The sequence below is a fragment of the Actinoplanes sp. CA-015351 genome, assembly GCF_050955685.1.
Lineage (GTDB): Bacteria > Actinomycetota > Actinomycetes > Mycobacteriales > Micromonosporaceae > Actinoplanes.
Map to the genome: position 1 here is coordinate 1667021 of NZ_CP192102.1, position 16154 is coordinate 1683174.

Here is a 16154-nt window from a genome sequence, read left to right on the forward strand (position 1 = left end):
TCACTTCACCAATCCGACCGTCACCGCGAACGGCACCGAGAGATACGCGACCACCAGGATCACGGAGAGCACCAGCGCGATGGCCTGTGCCCGGCGCTGACCCTTGGCGGTCTGCTGGCCCAGGGTGCGGGCGGCGCTGAAGATGCCGTGCCGCAGGTGCAGGCCGACCGCGATCACCGAGACGGCGTAGAAGAGCGTCACGTACCAGCGCTCCGGCGCGAAGTCCGCGATCACGTTGGCATGCGGCCGCGACGAGTCACCGACCGGGTTCAGCGTGCCGGTGGTCAGGTCGAGGATGTGGTAAATGATGAACAGCAGGACGATCACGCCGCCCCAGCGCATGGTCCGGGCGGCGTAACTGCCCTGGACCTTGGGCCGGTGGGCGTACTTGACCGGCCGGGCCTTCTTGGCCCGCACGGTCAGTACCGTCGCTGACCAGATGTGCGCGAAGATCGCCACCAGCAGGCCGATCCGCATGATCCAGAGGAACCACACGTCCGGGAGCAGGGGTGTTCCGATCGTGCGCAGCCAGTGCGCGTAGTGGTCGAAGTCTTCATTGCCGATGAAGATCTTCAGGTTGCCGGCCGCGTGCGCGAACAGGAACCCCACCAGGACGATGCCGCTGGCAGCCATGACAAATTTAAGGACGACCGACGAGGGCCGCACTGACTTCCGCGGCGCGGGGCGTGCCGTTGCACCCGCTGCGTTGGTCGTCTTCGGAATAGGAGTGTCTACCGCCACAACCTGGACGGTAGAAAGTCCCGAAGCATTCGTCTAATGCATGAACGCGCGGCTAGTGATAGCGATACTCTATTACCGTGCAGCTGCAACAACTCAGGTACTTCGTAGAGGTGGCTGAGACCCGACATTTCACCCATGCAGCGGACAATTTGGGCGTCTCGCAACCTACGTTGAGTAAGCAGATTCACACGTTGGAGTCCTCACTCGGCGCCCCGCTCTTCGAACGGATCCGTGGCGGCATCACCCTCACTGTCGCCGGCGAGACCCTCCTGCCCCTCGCGCAGCGCATGGTCGCCGATGCCGACGCTGCCCTCGACGCGGTCCGCGACATCGTCGGCCTGCGCCGCGGCGAGGTGCGTCTCGGCGCCACTCCGAGTCTCTGCTCCTCGCTGGTCCCGGCCGTGCTCCGGACGTACCGAGAGGATCACCCCGACATCCAGCTGCACGTCAGTGAGGGCAGCTCCCAGGACCTGATCGCCAACCTGCTGGCGCACGGGCTGGATCTGGCGCTGATCGTCCAGCCCGAGCACGCCCTGGACCCCGCCCTGGAAACCACCGATTTGGTACGCGAGAGCCTGGTCGTAGCTTCGGTCGCCGATGGTCCGCCGCTGACCGTGGCCCGTCAGCTGGATCTCGTCGAGCTGCGGCACACCCCGATGGTGATGTTCCGCAAGGGCTACGACATCCGCGACGTCACCCTGCATGCCTGCGAGCGGGCCGGCTTCACCCCGAAATTCGCTGTCGAGGGCGGCGAGATGGACGCGGTGCTCGCCTTCGTCGAAGCAGGTCTCGGCGTTGCCCTGGTGCCGAGCATGGTTCTCGCCAACCGCCCGCTGCTGCGGGCGACTCCGCTGGCTCCGCCCGGCATGCGCCGGACGATCGCCATCGCGCAGCGTCGCGGCGCGGTTCTGCCGCACGCGGCAGCCGCGCTCCGCGACGTGCTGGTCGAGCACATCGCCTCCGGCAGGCTTCCGTACGGCGTACGCGCACTGTAACGACTGTCCACTTCGTCTAGTCAGCTGTCTATCGGCCGTTTAGCATCCGAGTGTGTGGCATGGCGAATATCGGCATCCACGGCTCGTCGAGGTCTACGACGCCGAATGCCCCTGGGGCTGGGAAGACGATTTCTTCATGGCCGTGCTCGCCGAGCACTCCGCGCCGCGCGTGCTCGACTTCGGCTGCGGCACCGGCCGGCTGGCGATCGCGATGGCCGAGGCCGGTCATGACGTCACCGGCATCGACCCGGCCGGCCCAGCCCTGGACGCGGCCCGCCGCAAACCCGGCGCGGCCCGGGTCCGCTGGGTCGAGGGGTCGGTCGAGGCGCTCGGCGTCCGCGCGTACGACGCGGCCTTTCTGACCGGGCACGTCGCGCAGTTCTTCGTTGAAGATCAAGAATGGTCGGCGCTGCTCCGCGCGTTACGCCGTTCCATGATCGCTGACGGGCGTCTGATCTTCGACAGCAGAGACCCGGCGGCGAAGGAATGGGAACGGTGGAACCCGGAGGAATCCCGGCGGATCATCGTGCTCGCCGGTGGTGAGGTGGTCGAGGCGTGGACCGAGGCCGGCGCCGTGACCGGCGGGGTCGTTTCACTCACGCATCACTATCTCTTTTCCGGTACTGAGGAACTCACCAGCTCGGCTACGCTGCGGTTTCGCACCGAGGACGAGCTTCGGCGGTCGCTTGAGGCAGCCGGGTTCCGGGTGGACGAGATGTACGGCGGGTGGGGCCGGGAACCGGTCGGCCTCAGCTTCGACGGAGAGCTGATCGTGATTGCAGCCGCCGATTGATGCTTTCTTTTAAATGATCATTAAGTGTGCCGACATATCGGTGATCGCATTGCGAAACGTGAATCCCGGACTAGTATCCGCCTCGCATCGATGTCGACGTTAACGACGGGTAAGGTGGCATGTCCGACAACGAGTGGCCAAGGGAGCTTCCGGCCGGTCCCGGTGAGTGGAGCGAACCTCCGCACCGTCCCCGGCGGGCACTTCTCGCGGCAGCACTGGTCCTCGCCGTTCTGGCAGCCGCCGGCGGTCTCACCTGGCAGCTGATGAACAACGGCAACCGCTCCCCGGACGCGGCGCCGACCGCTGCACCGGCGCCCTCAGCCACATCTCTGAGCGTCGCGCCCTGCCCCGACTCGGAGCTGACCGTCGCCGCCGCGCCGGAGATCGCGCCGCTGATCAGCGAGGCGGCCGCCACTCTCAACCCGTCCGGGCTGCGCTGCCCGCCGGTCGTGGTCCGCGCCGAGGAGCCCGGGGTCACCGCGGCCGGCAAGGAGAAACCGGACGTCTGGATCCCGTCCAGCAGCGCCTGGCTCACCGTGGCGGCCGACAAGGCGTACACGGTCTCCGGCAAGCCGATCGCGTACTCGCCGGTGCTGATCGCCGCCCCCGAGGGCATCACCAGTCTGTACGCGAAAGACGGACAGACCGCCTGGACCGGGCTGATCCAGGGAGCGACCGAGAGCAAGTTCCCGACGATCAGCATGCCCGACCCGTTGCGGACCACCGCCGGCCTGCTCAGCGTGCACGCCGTGCACGCCGCAACGGCCCGGACCACGAAGGACACCGGCATTGCCCAGCTGCGCGCACTCACTCTGCGCAGCCGGCTGGAGGAGGCGAGCGCCGACCCGATCGAGCTGCTCGAACGGATGGGCAAAGCCACCGACGCCACCACCGCGGTCTACGACATCGGCGTCTTCCCGGTGCTGGAGCAGCAGCTCACCGCGTACCAGGAGCAGCGGCACGTGGTCCGGCTCGCCGGTGTCCCGCCGGTGGACGGGCGGGTCGAGGCCGACTACCCGTTCACCCTACGCAAGGGCGCCGACAAGGAACTCGCTGCCCAGCTGCGGGAGGCGATCACCGAGCCGGCTGTGGTCGAGGCCGGTTTCCGTACCGAACCGACCGCCGGCGTGCTGCGCCTGCCGAAGTCGGCAGGCAAGCTGCTCGGTCCCGCCCAGCAGTGGGCGCAGTACCGGGATCTCGCGTTCCAGGTGCTGCTGCTGATCGACTCGTCCGGTTCGATGAACGAGCCGGTCACCGACAAGGCTGGCCGGACCAGCACCAAGGCGTCGCTGCTGCGTGAGTCCGGGGTGAACGCGGCAGAGCTCTTCGGCGACGACACCACGATCGGCATGTGGTACTTCGGCACCGCCGCCCGCAACGGCCCGGCACACACCGAGGTCGTCCCGCTGGGCCCGATCAACGGCCTCGTCGACGGCCAGAGCCGGCGGAAAGCGCTGCAGGCCGGCATCGGCGCCTACAAACCGGAGAAGGCCGCCGGGACGCCGCTCTACCAGGCTGTCCTCGACGGCGTGGAAGCGATGCGGGGCCAGGTGAAACCACAGACCGCCACGGTCGTGGTGGTGCTGACCGACGGCGCCGACGGCGGCACCAAGTACGCGATGCCACAGGCCACCTTCCTGCAGAAACTGGAGGCCGGCCAGGACCCCGCCAAGCCGGTCCAGGTCATCGCGGTCGGTTACGGCCCGGACGCCAACATGGCGTCGCTGACCAGCATGGCCGGCGCGACCGGTGGCCAGGCGATAGCGGCCCGCAACCCGGCCGACCTGGCATCCGCGATGGCCAAGGCCTTCCTGGCAGCCCACACCACCTCATGACCACCCGCCGCTCCGCTCAAGCGGCCCCGATCTCCTCCGCGACGATCTGGGCTGACAAGGTCACCATCGGCAACCCTCCGCCCGGGTGCGCCGATCCTCCCACCAGGAACAACCCTCGAACCGGCCCCCGGTTGGAAGCCCGCACCAACCCACCGGCACTCCCGTAGATCGACCCGTCCGGTGACCCCGCCAACTCGGCAGGTGTCCGGACCTCCATGAACTCCAGCCGCCCCCGTACGTCAACCCCGCGCCCGGCCAGCACATCCAGCACATGCCGCCCGTAAGCCTCACCCAGCCCCGGCCGGCGCCAGTCCACAGCGGACCAAGCCGTCCCGTGCCGAGCCGCATTGACCAGGACGAACCACGCTTCGCACCCCGGCGGCCGCACCGCCGGATCAGCGGCCCGGGTAACAAAGATCGCCGGGTCGTTCACCGGGCGCGCCCGACGCGAGGACGAGCCGAAAACCGCATCGAATTCGGCGTCGTAGTCAGCCGGGAAGAACACCGTGTGATGCGCCAGCGACGGCGTCTCCCCGCGTACCCCGAGCAACAGCACGAACCCGCCGAGACTGCGATCGGCAAGCCCCGCCAGCCGCCCCGGGGTCGGTAGCAGATCCCGGTACAGCACCGACGCATCCACATCGGACACCACCACGTCGGCCCGCTCGAACGCACCGGACTCCAGCGTCACCCCCCGAACCGCCCGATCGGCCGAGATCCGTGCGACAGGCGAGCTGAGCTCTACGCGTACCCCGAGATCAATGCAGCGAGCGTGCAGCGAGTCCGCGAGCGTGCCCAGGCCGCCGGGCAGATACCACCCGCCGTGCGTGAGTTCCGCGTAGGGGATCGCCGCGAGCGCCGCAGGCGCGCGACGCGGATCAGTGCCGGTATATGTCGCATATCGGTCCAGCAACATCCGCAACCGTCGATCCCGGAGATAGCCGCGCCCGAGCGACCGCAGCGACCTGCCGGGCGCGATCGCCGCAAGATCACCAACCCGCCAGGAGAGCCGGGCCAGCGACGCCGCGGTCACCGGACGACGCAGCACCGAATCCCACGAGGCCCCCCAGATCCGCGCCGCCCGAACCCAGAACCGATCCCAGTCATCAGCCGCGGCCGTACCCATCGCCGCCGCGATCCGCTCCAGAAAAACACTGTGCACCGGCGACGAATCAAGCACGGTCCGGTCCGCGAACACATGCCGCACCACCGGATCAAGCGGCTCCGGCCGCAAATCCAGATCGAGATCATCGAATACCTGCGGCAGCGTGAGCAGGCTGGGCCCGGTGTCGAACCGAAACCCGTCCCGCTCAAAAACGGCCAGCTTCCCACCGACTTCCGCCGCGCGCTCGTGCACCACCACCCGATGCCCCGCCGCCGCCAGCCGCGCAGCCGCCACCAACCCGCCAACCCCAGCACCGATCACCACGACATCACTCACCCTCTGATCTTCCGCCCTCTCTTTCTTCGGTACGCACCACCACCCCCACAACCGCAACCAAATCTCCCGTCAGTCCTCGCCACCTGCGGGCCCTCCCGCCGGCGCACCCCGCCGCCGGCCCCAGCCCTCCGTCACCCCCACCCCAAGCGCCCCGCGCACGCTCGGGTGGTTCGCGTGGCTCGGGTGGCTCGGGTGGCTCGCGTGGCTCGCGTGGCTCGCGTGGCTCGCGTGGCTCGGGTGGCTCGGGTGGCTTGCGTGGCTCGGGTGGCTCGCGTGGCTCGGGTGGCTCGCGCGCTGTCGGGCGGCTCGCGCTCTTCCCGGATCTTGTGAGTTTGCGCCGTCGCCGCAGCCGCAAACTTACGAGTTTCGGCGGGGCCGCCCAGTGCGGGCGTGCCGCCGCCCCAGCTGGCTAAAAAGGCTGGCATCCCCAGGCGAGCCGTAGCCGGCGTCCCCCAAGTGATCTGAGCCGTCTACTCCGCGATCCTGGAAACTTCTGGCTGCGGAATGTTACGCGCTGTCACGACAGGCAGGCCGAGCATCGATGTATGGAGCATGGTGGGGTCTCCAGGCACCCCCGTTTCCAAGATCGGCAATGATGCCCGCGGGCACGACACGCAGAGCGACGAAACAGCTAGCTGGTGAACCGCGCACCGCCGCTCAGCCGGGCAGCTCCACCGCAGCCCCCTCCCGGGCGTGTTGATTTAGGGTGCGATTCGAACCTGAAGTCAACACGCGCCAGGAGTTTCGTGGGGTGCGCGTCGGCATAGGGCGCGGACTACACCCTTAATCAACACACTGGACCTTAAGTCGACACACTGGACCCGAAGTCAACACACCAAAGTCCGCTCGTGCGGTCCGTGAGGCCGGGGACCCTGTTCGGGCGGGCGCAAAAGCCGTTCTCGGCGGGCGCGGGAACCGTTCTCGGCGGGCGCGGGAATCGGTCTTGGCGGGCGCGGGAACCGGTCTTGGCGGGCGCGGGAACCGTTCTCGGCGGACCGGAAGTTGTTCTTGGCGGGCGGGCCTATTCGTTGAGGCGGACAAATCAGCCTTTGTCTGCTTTTGGGTGGGCCGGTGGCGCAACCGCACATCGTCGTCGGCTTCGCGAATTGATCAGCAGGGTCAGCGCTGACAGCTGGTGAGTTCGGCCTTCGGTCAGACGGGGCGGCCTCGCCAGGACAACTGGTGGCGGCGTTTCCTGTGGAAGGAGCGGGCTACCAGCCAGGCGAACGTGGCGACAGAGGCCGGGTGCAGCAGCGGGTCGGGGAAGATTCGGCCGCCCGTTGCCGCCGCGCTGATCATGCGGCCGGTCACCCCGAGCAGGTAGGCGATCGCCCACGGAGCAGCGGCCAGCAGCAGAGGAGCCGCGTCCAGCAGGGCAGGCAGGGGAAGCAGGGCAGGCAGGGGAAGCAGGGCAGGCAGGGGAAGCAGTGCAGGCGTGAGCAGGGGGGAGTCGGCTGTGGGGAGCAGTCCGGTTAGGAGGACTGTGGCCAGGAGCAGGGGCGGGAGGGCGTACAGAAGGAGGAGAAGGACCACGACGGTGGCCGCGCCGGTGGCGGAGCCGAATGACGACCACAGGGACTTGCTGTAGCCGTCCGTGAGCTCGGACCAGGAGCTGTACATCCGGCAGGTGGCCAGGCGTGAGCCGTCGGCGAGGGTGATGCGGCCGCCGGAGCGTTTCACGGCGCGGGCCAGGCCGATGTCTTCCAGGATGTCGTCGCGGACGGCAGCGTGGCCGCCGGCCTTCTGGTAACCGGCTCGGTCCAGGATCAGCCATTGGCCACCGGCGGCGGCGAGCGACGGGCGCGGGGAGCGTTCCACGGCGCGCAGCGGGAGGAAAGTGAGCCAGGACCACTGCAACAGTGGCTGGGCCAGGCGGCCCGCTCCCGCTATTCGAGGGTACGCCGAAAGCAATGTCACGTCGGCCCGGCGCAGGAGTTCGGCCGCGCCGGCGATCGCGTCGGGTTCCAGTGTGACATCGGCGTCGACAAAGGCCAGAATGTCCGCATCGCCTGCTTTGTCGGCGAGTTGACGGCAGGCGTTCGGCTTTCCGAGCCAGCCAGGCGGCAGTGGCTCCCCGGTGTGCAGCACAACGCGATTACCAGCGATCTTCCGGACCACATCCGAGGTTCCGTCGGTGGAGCCGTCATCAAGGACGTGGATCGTCAGGTTCGGTACGCCACGCTGGGCCAGCAACGACTCCAGGCACGGCCCGACCCGAGCGGCCTCGTCCCGCAACGGCAGCAGCACGGCGACACGTTCAGCGGTGGTCGCCCCACGCAGCGGGCGACGCAGGAGCAGCGCGTTGACCGCGGTGTGCCCGGTGAGCAGGACCAACGCGACAACCAGCACCCAGCCGATCACGCGACCAGCACCGGTTTCCGCCGTAGAGCAAGAGCCAGGGCAAGGGGCAGGACCGCCGCGCCCATCAGTACGCCTCCCCACAGCGCCGACGCCCACAACCCCAGGAACACGGCGTGGGCCAGGACGGACGACGCATATGTCCAGAGCCACAACGCGTACATCGGCGCGTCCTCAGCGCTCGGCGCGGAGGCCTGCGACGCCACCGACAACGCTGCCATCAGGACCAGGGCGAACCCCAGCCAGCCCAGATAATTGCCGACCGGGATGCCGGGGACACCGGGCAGGGCGGGCACCGGATCATGCCAGCGCCAGTACTGCTCAGCCACCATCTGCGGGTCGAGGAAGAGGTCCCAGGTGGCGAGGCCGGCCGCCGCGAGAGCGATCCGCGCGGCCCGGCCACGAGTGACCCGGACCGCGGCGAGCCACGCCGGCCAGGCCATCCAGGTCCAGGCCAGCGGAATGATCAGCGGTACGCCGAGCAGCTTCGGCCCCAGCTCACCGGAGTAGTCGTAGGTGCCGAACGGAAAACCGGTGGCCACCCCGACCGCCTCCACGGCGAACCCACCGAGCGTCGCCGTCCCGACCAGGGCTGCGGCCGCCCGCAAACCCCGTGACAACAGGGCGTGTGTCACCGACAGGAGCACGCCGATCAGGACTGTGGCCACGGTCAGGCCGGCCCGCACCGAACCACCGGTGAGCGGGTAGCAGATCTGGGCCAAGATCAGCGTCCCCAGTAACCACCAGGAAAAACGTGCTTTCAGGATGGCATGTCCTCAACGATCGGCAGTTCCCGTCCGAGGATTGCGAAGGCTCGCTCGTCGCCGGGGAACCAGAAGTTGCGCAGCACGTCGGTGAAACCGAACCGCCGGTACAGCCGCCACGCCCGGGACGTCTGCTCGTCGGCCTCCGGTGTGGACAGCAGGACGGTCTTGCCCTTGGCCATGGCGAGCAGGGCGCGCAGCTGGCGTGCGCCGAGGCCGTGGCCCTGCGCGACCGGGCGGACGTGCAGTTCCACCACTTCGAAACAGTCGGTGAGCCAGTGCTCGCGGGCCGGTTCGGGCAGGGCCGACTTGACCTGGTCGTGCCACCACTGGCCGGCCACCGAGGTGTATCCGTACCCGAAACCGGCGACGCCACCCTCGGGGGTGAGGGTGGCGACGGCGCGGAAGCCTGGCCGGCGTACGTGCGAGCCGATGTAGCCACGCCGGGTCTGCAGCAGCTCGGGCCGGTAGCCCATCGCCGCTCCGTACACCGCGACCACGTCGTCGAGCCGTCGCAGCAGGTCGTCCGGCTGCCAAGCAACGAGCCTCATCGCTTACGTACGCTCCCTCTCGGCGGCGGACCACCCCAGGACGGACCGGTCGCCGCTGATCTGGCGCACCGCGAAACGGGCGAAAAGCTCCTCGGCGTACCAGCGGTCAACCGGTGTGCGGGCGATCGCGGCGCGGTGCTCCGGCTGACGGTACGCGAACGCGGTGAGGTCCGTGGCGCTGCGCCACACGCTGACCGTGCCCTGCCAGCCGATCGGCGCCTCCCCGATCCCGAACCGGGCGAGCAGGCCGGGCGCCGCGTCGAGTTCCCGGACCACCGGGGGGATCGCGTTCCAGAAGGTGAGTGCACGGGCCGGCCGCAGCCGGGCCCGGGTCAGCGCGAGGATCGGTCCGCCGGATTTCGCGCCGGTCGGCCGGAACGGTTCCCGGCCGGACCACTTGCCCCGGCTGACCAGGGGTTCCAGGTCCAGCCGGACCTGTGCGACAGCGATCGCGTCCCACCCGGGGAACCGCACCGGCCCGTCGCTGACCGAGATAGCCGCCCATCGGGTCAGGTCGCTGTCTCCTGGTCCGAAGGTGAGGCCGGTGCCCGTACCCAGGAATTTGGCGAAACGGACGCCGGGGCGATGACGGCGTCCGAAGGCCATGCGCAGCATGGCGGAACCGACGAAGCGGCGCGGTATGCGCCAGACGTGCAGGCTGACCAGGTCGTCGGGCATGGTCTCAGGCGACGGTCGCCGGTGTACCGGCTGTCACCCGGACGAGCTCGGCGTACGTGATCGGGAAGATCGACTGCGGTACGCCCGCCGCCGCCCACACCTCGGGGTACTGCTCGAGGTCGACGTCGATGAGCGTGCGGATCGGTTTCGGATGGCCGAGCGGCGCGACACCGCCGATCGCCTGGCCGGTGTGCAGCCGGACGAATTCCGGGGTGGCCCGGCGCAGTTTCGTGATGTCGAGAAGCGTCGCGACCCGTGTCGTGTCGACCCGGTGCGCGCCCGAGGTGAGCACCAGCAGCGGCTCGCCGTCCGCGTCGAAGATCAGCGAGTTGGCGATCTGGCCGACCTCGATGTTCAGCGCGGCGGCCGCGAGGGCGGCGGTGTGCACGGCCTCGTTCAGGATGGTGATCTCCACGGTGGCGCCCGCGTTCTCCAGGGCGTCCCGGACCGCGATCACATTGGGGTGGTTCAGCATCGTTCATCCCGTCGCTTCGGCACTGGCTTCCCAGAGCTTGGCAGCCAGCGAATCGTCACGGGCGTGCGGGGCGGGTGTGGCCGGTTTGTCCCGGTCGACGTAGTAACCGCCCTGGACCAGCTCGTCCTTGGGTGCGGTGGAGAGCCAGACCAGCAGCGCGCCGGCTTTTTCCGGGGTGACGAGGCCAGGTGCGTACTTGTAGAAGAACCGGGTCACCCGGCCCACGCCGAAGTTGCTGCGCACCACACCGGGGTGGAACGACACGCTGGTGATGTCCGGCCAGCGGCGGGCCGCCTCGGACGCGAAGAGGATGTTCGCCGCCTTGCTCGCGCCGTACGCCTGCCAGGAGCTGTACTTTCCCGGATTGCCGGCCAGCCGGTCCGGATCCGGTTTGCCCTGCATGTGCGCGCGGGACGCGGTGTTCACCACGCGGGCGTCGCGGAGCCGTTCCCGCAGCAGGGTGGTGAGCAGGAACGGCGACAGGTGGTTGCCCTGGATGGTCGCTTCGTACCCGTCGGCGGTCTTCCGGTAATGCTCGACCATCCCGCCGGCGTTGTTCGCCAGCACGTCGATGCGGGGCAGGTTGGTCAGCAGGTGGTCGGCGAGGGCGCGTACCTCGGCGAACGATTCGAAGTCGGCGCGGTACCGGCCCGGCTCGCGTCCGTTGCCGGCTTCGCGTACCTCGGCGACCGCGTTCGCCAGGCGCTGCGGGTCACGTCCCACCAGGACGACGTCGTCGCCCAGGGCGGCGAACTGCTTGGCGGCCGCAAGCCCGACACCTGAGCTCGCGCCGGTCACCACGATCGTCCGTCCCAAGGTGGGCCTCCTCTTTCACGCAGCTGACATGGTCGCATGTTCCCTGCTCCCTCTACCCAATGCGGGCGCGAGTAAGAGGGTCACGATGATCGAGGCGGCCGACATCACCCCGATCGCGACGGCCGGGGTGGTGAACTCGGCGACCGAACCGGCCAGCGCCGCGCCGACCGCCTGCATGGTGAGCATGCCGGACGTGTGCAGACCCAGCGCCTGCCCTCGCGCGTCGGCCGGCACCACAGCGACCAGACGTTCCTGAAGCAGCAGCGTGGAGCAGTAACCGATCGACGCGATCACCACCGCCACCGCCGCGATCGCCAGGTGCGGATCAAAGGCAAGAGCCAGATACGGTACGGCCAGAAGCAGCCGGAGAAACGGCGCGAGACGATCCCGCCACGACGGCGGCAGGAACCGGCCGGCCAGCACGTCACCGGTGAGCATGCCGACCGCCGCCGACGCCAGAAGCACCCCGGCGCCGGTGGGCGAGTACGGGACGAAAAGGGCCTCGCAGCCGACGATCAGGCCGTTCGGGATCCAGAGGCCGAGGTACACCGGGCGTACCGAAGGAATTGTCCACAAGCGACGGTTGACCCGCCAGGTCGCCACCACCGAAGGCCGTCCCGAGGCGCGCGGAGCGCGACCGGACAGGCCGAGCCGGGCCACCGCGGACGCCGTGAGATGCAGACCCGCGCCGACCAGCAGTGTCTGTCCCGGCGAGAGCACCGTGACCAGCAGGCCGCCGACGGTGAAACCCACGATCTGCATGGTCCCGGTCGCGATGTTCAGCGCCGAGCGGCCCAGAACGTACGCGTCCGGCGGCACGATCTCGGTGAGCAGCCCACCCCGGACACCGCCGGCGAGCGAGCCGGCCAGACCCATGCCCAGCAGCACCACGAAGATCAGCCAGATCGGCGGGCCGGTGGACAGCACGCCGACCAGCGTCGCGGTGACCAGCGCGAGGCTGCTGATGGCGGCGCGCGGCGGCAACCGGTCCGCGGCGGAGAGAAGCAGTGTCGCGCCGGCCAGCTGCGCCAGTGACGGTCCGAACATGCTCAAGGCCGCGAAGAGCGGCGATCGGGTACGGGAATAGACCTCGGTGGCGAGCGCCAGACCGGTGACCGTGCCGGCGGCGTTCTGTGCGCACGCGGTGGTGAAGAGGGCCGCGAACTCGCGGTTGCGGAACAGGTCGCGGTAGGTCTGCATGATTGGTGAGTCTTCGGGGGTGGGGGGTCCGGGGGTTAATGTTTCGCGTGCCGGCGAAAGGTTGCTTGTTGTGGGCTGGTGGAACATCGATGCTGACACGCTCGCTGGGAGCCGGTTCGTCCGGTCGCCGCTGGCTGAGGTGACGGCCGGGCTGATGCGGCTGCACAAGAACACCGCGGAGCATCCGGGTGAGCCGGAGTTCCTGCGCTCGCACCGGGCGGCCTATCGGGCCCGGCTTGCCGCTGACCCGATCGGCGCGGCTGTGGCCGGCGCGGTGCTGCGGCCGCGGTGGATCGCCGATTTCGCGGCGCCGGCGCCGCCGCTTGTCGAAACGAGCTTCGCCGAGGAGGTCTCGGTCGTCCGCTCGGCGTCGCCTTCGCGGGTGCGGCAGGACCTGACGATGGCGTTCACCGCGGGCCGGTCGTCCTCACTGCCGGAGGGGAACGCCGGTGCCGCGCGGCTTGCTGCTCTGCTGGAACGCGACGATCTTGCCGAGCGGATGGCGGACCTGCTGACCTGGGTGTGGGAGCGGGCCGTGGAACCGGACTGGGCTCGTCGAAGCCGGATTCTCGAGGCGGACATTCTCTCGCGTACCCGGCAGCTCAGCCTCGGCGGCTGGGCCGCCGCGCTGGACCGGATGCGGGACGGGATGCGCTGGCTCGGCGAGGGCCGGTTGCAGATCAACGCGCTCGACTACCCGCCGCAGGACATCTCCGGGAACCGCCTGCTGTTCGTGCCGGTGACCATGTCCGGGGGCTGGGTGGCCGGGAGCTGGAGGTCGGGGGGTTTTGCCGGTGAGCAGCGGCGGTCCGCGGTGATCTATCGGTGTTCGGGGCTGCTCGCTTCTCCGGGCACGTCCTCGCCCGGTGCGCTGGGGCGGCTGCTGGGCCCGGGGCGGGCTCGGGTGCTGGTGGAGCTGGATTCGCCGAAGAGCACCACTCAGCTGGTGGCGATCACCGGGCAGGGGCTGGGTTCGGTGGGGCGGCATCTGAAGGTTCTGCTGGAGGCGGGGCTGGCGCTACGGCGGCGGGCTGGGCGGAGCGTTCTTTACGCGCGTACGCCTGCCGGGGATGTCGTGGTGGAGGCCGCTCGCCGGGCTTGACCGTCGCGCTTCATTCGATCATCCGTTCGAAAAAGTGGGTGGCGGGGCGAGTTTTTGTCGGAGGTGGGTGCTAGTCTCGGCTGTAGTTAGAACGGATGTTCGAAAGGGCGCTCGTTCTGATCCCGGGAGCGTGTTTCGCGGCTCGCCTCCCGGTGCGGCGCCCGCGAAGTGCCGCACGTGAGACCCGGGTTTTCGCGGGCCCGGGTCCGCACATGGCAGGCCGTCGCTCGCCGCCCCCGACCCCCGGTGGCGGGCGGCGGACCCGCCGGCGGTGCCGGCCGGGTGTGGTGTGGGGAAGCTTCGCACCCGGTCGGCGTTACCGCTTGGTTCCACCCGCTGCGTCTTCCTCCGCAGCAATCGGTTCGACCACCACGTCGGCTGCGGAAATGGCGAGGAGAAACGAGCATGGCGAGCACCACGGCCCCCGGCCTCAGGTCGGCTCCCGGTCTAACACAGGTGCCCGGCGAGGCCGGCAAGGCGGAAACGCCCACGGTCCCGGCGCACATGCTGCCGCATCGCAGCCCGGCGCAGCTGCTGACGATCGCCCGCGCGGGCTTGAGCGAGGCGGCACACACCACCCCTGACGGACTTCGGTACGCGGCAGCCCACCTGGCAGCCCTGCGCGCCGCGGCCGCCCTGCTGGCGGCACGAGCGAGACCGGCCGCCACCGGCAGGCGAGCCCGGGAGACGAGCGTCTGGTCCCTGCTCTCCCTGGTGGCGCCCGAGTTCAGCGACTGGGCGGGCTACTTCGCCCTGGGCGCCGGCAAACGAGCAGCCGCCGAGGCAGGCATCCTCCGCGTGGTGAGCGCCCGCGAGGCCGACGACCTGCTGCGCGCCGCCGAGCAGTTCGTGACAGTGGCGGAGTCCTCCTTGGGCCTGACCTACCAGCCGCCCTTGGCAGCCTGACCACCCCGGCCGCAGCCCGAGCCTCAGTCTCAGCCGAGCCCGAGCCCGAGCCCGAGCCGAGCCGAGCCGAGCCGAGCCGAGCCTCAGTCTCAGCCGAGCCCGAGCCTCAGGCCGAGCCCCAGTCCCAGCCGACTGTCATGGACAGCGCCTCCCCAACCTGGTCCGAGGCGGACGAAGGCATCCGGTCCGGGTTGGGCGGTCGCTGTTTGCTCGGGTCGAGGCGGGCGCGAGTGCAGTCGTTCTGTCGGGTGGGGCATCCCCTCCTGCTCTCCTGCCCTTGTTGTTCTTCGCCCCGACCTCTGCGCGGCTCGTCCCTGCCTCCTTCCGGATCTTGGGAAGTTCGGGTCGATATGCGGGCGCGGCCTGCCTGGATCGTGCCGGGAGTGGCGGTAAGTGGCGGCGTCGCGGTGGTTGTGGACTCTGAGTGGCGGTTTGAGGTTTTTGTGAAATAGGTGGAGCGGGGCATTACGTGGCGGGGCGCATGATCAGTGGTGCGGCTGCCCTTGCGGGGATGGTCCGGACGGCTACCGAGACCGATGAACCCGGGGCACACCGCGTGCTGCCGGTTGCGCCCGAGCTGGGTGGGTTGCTTCCGTGGCAGGGGTTGCGCCGGGGAAGCACGGTGTCGGTGGATACCGGGCGGGCCGCGCCTGCCGGTGGTGGCACTTCGCTGATGCTGGCGTTGCTCGCTGCCGCGTCCCGGGCCGGTTCGTGGTGTGCGGTTGTCGGTGTGCCGGCGCTGGGGGCGCTCGCCGCGGCGGAGAGCGGCATCGTGCTCGACCGGCTCGCCCTCGTGCCGAACCCCGGCCCGGACTGGCCCACCGTCGTCGCCGCCCTGATCGACGGGGTGGACGTGGTGGTCACCGCGGTTCCGGGCGCGGTCTCGGGGCCGATCGTGAGCCGGTTGGCAGCTCGGGCCCGGCAGCGCGGAAGTGTGCTCGTCCCGTTCGGCGACTGGTCCGGCGCGGACGTCACCCTGCGCGTGGGCGACGGCCACTGGGAAGGACTCGGTGCCGGACGCGGTCGCTTGCGCCGCCGCGAGGTGACGGTCACGGCCCGAGGGCGCGGTGCTGCAGCCCGCCCCCGAGAGGTCGTCATGTGGATGCCCGGTGTCACGGCACATGCGGCAATACCGCCGATTCGCACAAAACGCCCAGCCGTCTCGGAGTCGGTTCCGGTGGCTGCAGCGGCCGTCTTGGATCCGGCTTCGGCGGTTGCTCCGGCCGCCTCGGAGTTGGCTCCGATGATCGCTCCGGCGGCAACGGCGGCAACGGCGGCAACGGCGGCAACGGCGGCAACGGCGGCAACGGCGGGCGACGTGGTGCGGCCTGCCGCGATCTCGTCGGCCCGCTCGCGCCGCGAGGCCACTGTGGACGGCTGGGCCGCGAGTGGGTTGCGGCTGGTGGGGGCGGGGGAGGGCGCTGCCGGCTCGGTGGACGAGGCGGCCGGCGAGGTTTTCGGTGGGCGGGCCGCCGGCGGTGAGGCACTCGGTGAGTGGG

General features: G+C 69.7%; 14 protein-coding genes and 1 pseudogene. 6 read left to right on the forward strand and 9 right to left on the reverse strand.

Features of this window, described 5'->3' with window-relative positions; translation table 11 throughout:
* Window positions 1-633 carry a succinate dehydrogenase cytochrome b subunit gene (locus ACQP2E_RS07695; protein WP_433829282.1) on the reverse strand — a complete coding sequence of 211 codons (633 nt, stop codon included), beginning with the start codon at window positions 631-633 and terminating at the stop codon, window positions 1-3.
* Between the two features lie 179 nt (window positions 634-812).
* On the opposite strand from ACQP2E_RS07695, the gene ACQP2E_RS07700 reads away from it, so the two are divergent.
* The 3 genes from ACQP2E_RS07700 (at window position 813) to ACQP2E_RS07710 (ending at window position 4364) form a co-directional block, all read left to right on the forward strand.
* On the forward strand, window positions 813-1736 hold the full coding sequence (locus ACQP2E_RS07700; protein WP_433833824.1) for a LysR family transcriptional regulator: 924 nt from the start codon (window positions 813-815) through the stop codon (window positions 1734-1736).
* A gap of 52 nt (window positions 1737-1788) precedes the next feature.
* Entirely contained in the window at window positions 1789-2529 is a 741-nt protein-coding gene (locus ACQP2E_RS07705; protein WP_433829284.1) for a class I SAM-dependent methyltransferase, read from the forward strand.
* Window positions 2530-2648: 119 nt separating this feature from the next.
* A complete protein-coding gene (locus tag ACQP2E_RS07710) occupies window positions 2649-4364 on the forward strand; it encodes a substrate-binding domain-containing protein (protein WP_433829286.1) in 1716 nt (571 codons plus the stop codon).
* 16 nt (window positions 4365-4380) lie between these two features.
* Here ACQP2E_RS07710 and ACQP2E_RS07715 read toward each other — a convergent pair whose 3' ends face one another.
* From ACQP2E_RS07715 to ACQP2E_RS07750, 8 genes are all read right to left on the reverse strand, one after another.
* The gene (locus ACQP2E_RS07715) at window positions 4381-5805 is read right to left on the reverse strand and encodes a phytoene desaturase family protein (RefSeq protein ID WP_433829288.1); all 1425 of its coding nucleotides are present in this window, start codon (window positions 5803-5805) and stop codon (window positions 4381-4383) included.
* A gap of 1152 nt (window positions 5806-6957) precedes the next feature.
* Window positions 6958-8166 carry a glycosyltransferase gene (locus tag ACQP2E_RS07720; protein ID WP_433829290.1) on the reverse strand — a complete coding sequence of 403 codons (1209 nt, stop codon included), beginning with the start codon at window positions 8164-8166 and terminating at the stop codon, window positions 6958-6960.
* Complete coding sequence (locus ACQP2E_RS07725) at window positions 8163-8927, reverse strand: carotenoid biosynthesis protein (RefSeq protein WP_433833826.1); 765 nt, start codon at window positions 8925-8927, stop codon at window positions 8163-8165. The genes ACQP2E_RS07720 and ACQP2E_RS07725 overlap by 4 nt, the downstream gene beginning before the upstream one ends.
* A complete protein-coding gene (locus ACQP2E_RS07730; RefSeq protein ID WP_433829292.1) occupies window positions 8924-9478 on the reverse strand; it encodes a GNAT family N-acetyltransferase in 555 nt (184 codons plus the stop codon). The genes ACQP2E_RS07725 and ACQP2E_RS07730 overlap by 4 nt, the downstream gene beginning before the upstream one ends.
* 3 nt (window positions 9479-9481) lie before the next feature.
* Window positions 9482-10156 (reverse strand): monooxygenase, encoded by a 675-nt coding sequence (locus ACQP2E_RS07735; protein WP_433829294.1) that lies wholly within the window; start codon window positions 10154-10156, stop codon window positions 9482-9484.
* Window positions 10157-10160: 4 nt separating this feature from the next.
* A complete protein-coding gene (locus tag ACQP2E_RS07740; protein ID WP_433829296.1) occupies window positions 10161-10631 on the reverse strand; it encodes a YbaK/EbsC family protein in 471 nt (156 codons plus the stop codon).
* Between the two features lie 3 nt (window positions 10632-10634).
* Window positions 10635-11447, reverse strand: a complete 813-nt coding sequence (locus tag ACQP2E_RS07745) for an SDR family NAD(P)-dependent oxidoreductase (protein ID WP_433829298.1) — start codon at window positions 11445-11447, stop codon at window positions 10635-10637.
* A 15-nt stretch (window positions 11448-11462) separates the two neighbouring features.
* Window positions 11463-12647, reverse strand: coding sequence for an MFS transporter (locus tag ACQP2E_RS07750; RefSeq protein ID WP_433829300.1), 1185 nt, complete (start codon window positions 12645-12647; stop codon window positions 11463-11465).
* A 70-nt stretch (window positions 12648-12717) separates the two neighbouring features.
* On the opposite strand from ACQP2E_RS07750, the gene ACQP2E_RS07755 reads away from it, so the two are divergent.
* The 3 genes and pseudogenes from ACQP2E_RS07755 to ACQP2E_RS07765 all read left to right on the forward strand — a co-directional run.
* Window positions 12718-13749, forward strand: coding sequence for a winged helix-turn-helix domain-containing protein (locus tag ACQP2E_RS07755; protein ID WP_433829302.1), 1032 nt, complete (start codon window positions 12718-12720; stop codon window positions 13747-13749).
* A gap of 504 nt (window positions 13750-14253) precedes the next feature.
* Window positions 14254-14655: an SAV_6107 family HEPN domain-containing protein gene (locus ACQP2E_RS07760; protein WP_433833828.1), complete on the forward strand. Its 402-nt coding sequence runs from the start codon at window positions 14254-14256 to the stop codon at window positions 14653-14655.
* Between the two features lie 469 nt (window positions 14656-15124).
* Window positions 15125-15901 (forward strand): annotated as a pseudogene (locus tag ACQP2E_RS07765) (hypothetical protein); the annotation flags it as partial.
* Window positions 15902-16154 lie beyond the last annotated feature (253 nt).